The sequence below is a fragment of the Flavobacterium sp. genome, assembly GCF_004211145.1.
Classification (GTDB): Bacteria; Bacteroidota; Bacteroidia; order Flavobacteriales; family Flavobacteriaceae; genus Flavobacterium.
The window spans coordinates 1-1,544 of sequence record NZ_SEBS01000081.1 but is presented as its reverse complement, the minus strand read 5'-3'; the positions used below and the strand labels follow the sequence as shown (position 1 = coordinate 1,544).

Here is a 1,544-nt window from a genome sequence, read left to right as displayed (position 1 = left end):
GTCGCTGACTGATGTGAAAGTCGTTCGCGATGCCGGAAATGAACTGGGCGCTGAAGCCAGTCGTTGTATCAAATCGAACCCGCGGTGGATTCCAGGTGTTTATAACGGTAAAAAAGTCAATGTAACCGTGACCATGCCGATTGAAGTGAAACCGGCCCAACCAAAAAAATAATGAGCAGAAAAGATTTCCAACATATCACGCTGAATAAACCGGATGTTTCTCCTGTCGCTGCTCAGGCCGATGGTTTCATGACCGCGGAAGGCATCGAGCTCAAGTCGCATTATTCAGAAAAAGATCTCGAAAACCTCGAGCATCTCGACTTTGCCGCCGGCTTCACTCCTAACCTTCGCGGCCCGTACGCCACGATGTACGTCCGCCGACCGTGGACGATCCGCCAATACGCTGGATTTTCAACCGCGGAGGAAAGCAACGCTTTTTACAGACGGAATTTAGCCGCAGGGCAAAAAGGATTATCGGTTGCATTCGATCTGGCGACGCACCGCGGCTACGATTCCGATCACGAGCGCGTGGTTGGCGATGTCGGAAAGGCAGGCGTTGCGATCGATTCGGTTGAAGACATGAAAGTGCTGTTCGACCAGATTCCGCTCGACGAAATGTCGGTTTCGATGACAATGAACGGCGCGGTCTTGCCCATTATGGCGTTCTATATCGTCGCCGCCGAAGAACAGGGCGTTAAGCCGGAACAACTTTCGGGGACGATTCAAAACGACATTTTGAAGGAATTTATGGTGCGCAACACCTATATATATCCGCCTGCGCCGTCGATGAAGATCATTGCAGACATTTTCGCTTTCACCAGCCGGAATATGCCGAAGTTCAACTCAATATCGATTTCAGGCTATCACATGCAGGAAGCCGGCGCAACCGCGGACATTGAGCTCGCTTACACGCTGGCCGACGGACTGGAATACATCCGGACAGGTCTTGCAGCAGGAATGAAAATCGACGAGTTCGCTCCGCGCCTGTCGTTTTTCTGGGCGATCGGGATGAACCATTTTATGGAAATCGCGAAGATGCGCGCCGGACGTATGATTTGGGCGAAGCTTCTAAAGCAGTTCGAGCCGAAAGACGAAAAATCTCTCGCATTACGGACACATTGCCAGACTTCGGGCTGGAGTTTAACCGAACAGGATCCGTTCAACAATGTCGCACGTACGACAATCGAAGCAGCAGCCGCAGCCTTCGGCGGAACGCAATCCTTACATACTAACGCACTTGATGAAGCCATTGCGCTCCCGACGGATTTTTCGGCACGGATCGCACGAAATACGCAGTTGTATCTACAGGAAGAAACGAAGATAACCAAGACTGTCGATCCTTGGGCAGGAAGCTATTATGTCGAAAGCCTGACCAACGAAATCGCACAAAGCGCCTGGAAACTGATCGAAGAAGTAGAGTCGCTTGGCGGAATGACAAAGGCCATCGAAGCCGGAATCCCGAAACTTCGGATTGAAGAAGCCGCAGCGAGAAAGCAGGCGCGCATCGACAGTGGCCAGGATATTATTGTCGGTGTGAATAAATA

The 1,544-nt window shown here is 51.4% G+C and carries 2 protein-coding genes; both read left to right on the top strand.

The window, feature by feature from the left end; translation table 11 throughout:
* Window positions 1-13 precede the first annotated feature (13 nt).
* Window positions 14-172, top strand: a complete 159-nt coding sequence (locus tag EOO50_RS17735; RefSeq protein WP_363331790.1) for a hypothetical protein — start codon at window positions 14-16, stop codon at window positions 170-172.
* A partial coding sequence (gene scpA / locus EOO50_RS17605) for a methylmalonyl-CoA mutase (RefSeq protein ID WP_290841595.1) occupies window positions 172-1,544 on the top strand: 1,373 nt, incomplete at its 3' end. The genes EOO50_RS17735 and scpA, both read left to right, overlap by 1 nt.